The following is a 287-nucleotide window of genomic DNA, read 5'->3' on the forward strand; positions in this document are numbered from 1 at the left end:
TCCGCCGCTAAGCATCGTGTTTTCCGAAGAAAACACTAGCTCCGCTCGACTTGCATGTATTAGGCACGCCGCCAGCGTTCGTCCTGAGCCAGGATCAAACTCTCCATGAAAGTTTGTCTTGCTCATTACTGAAGTTTTTTCTATGCGAGAATCGCTAGAAAAAATCTTCTATTTCGCTTTTATCAATGTTGACCGACGGGGCGGCAACATTGATGGCAGTTCTTACTCGTTGTTCAGTTTTCAAGGATCAATTTCTTTTCCCTCGTCACCAGCAATCTCTCGCGGCG

Annotated in this window: 1 rRNA gene; it reads right to left on the reverse strand. The window is 46.7% G+C overall.

What is annotated here, in order from left to right:
- Positions 1-110, reverse strand: a 16S ribosomal RNA gene (locus KJS52_RS27105); the annotation flags it as partial.
- Between the last annotated feature and the right edge of the window lie 177 nt (positions 111-287).

Origin of the sequence: Paenibacillus montaniterrae, assembly GCF_018403185.1 — a bacterium.
Classification (GTDB): Bacteria; Bacillota; Bacilli; order Paenibacillales; family Paenibacillaceae; genus Pristimantibacillus; species Pristimantibacillus montaniterrae.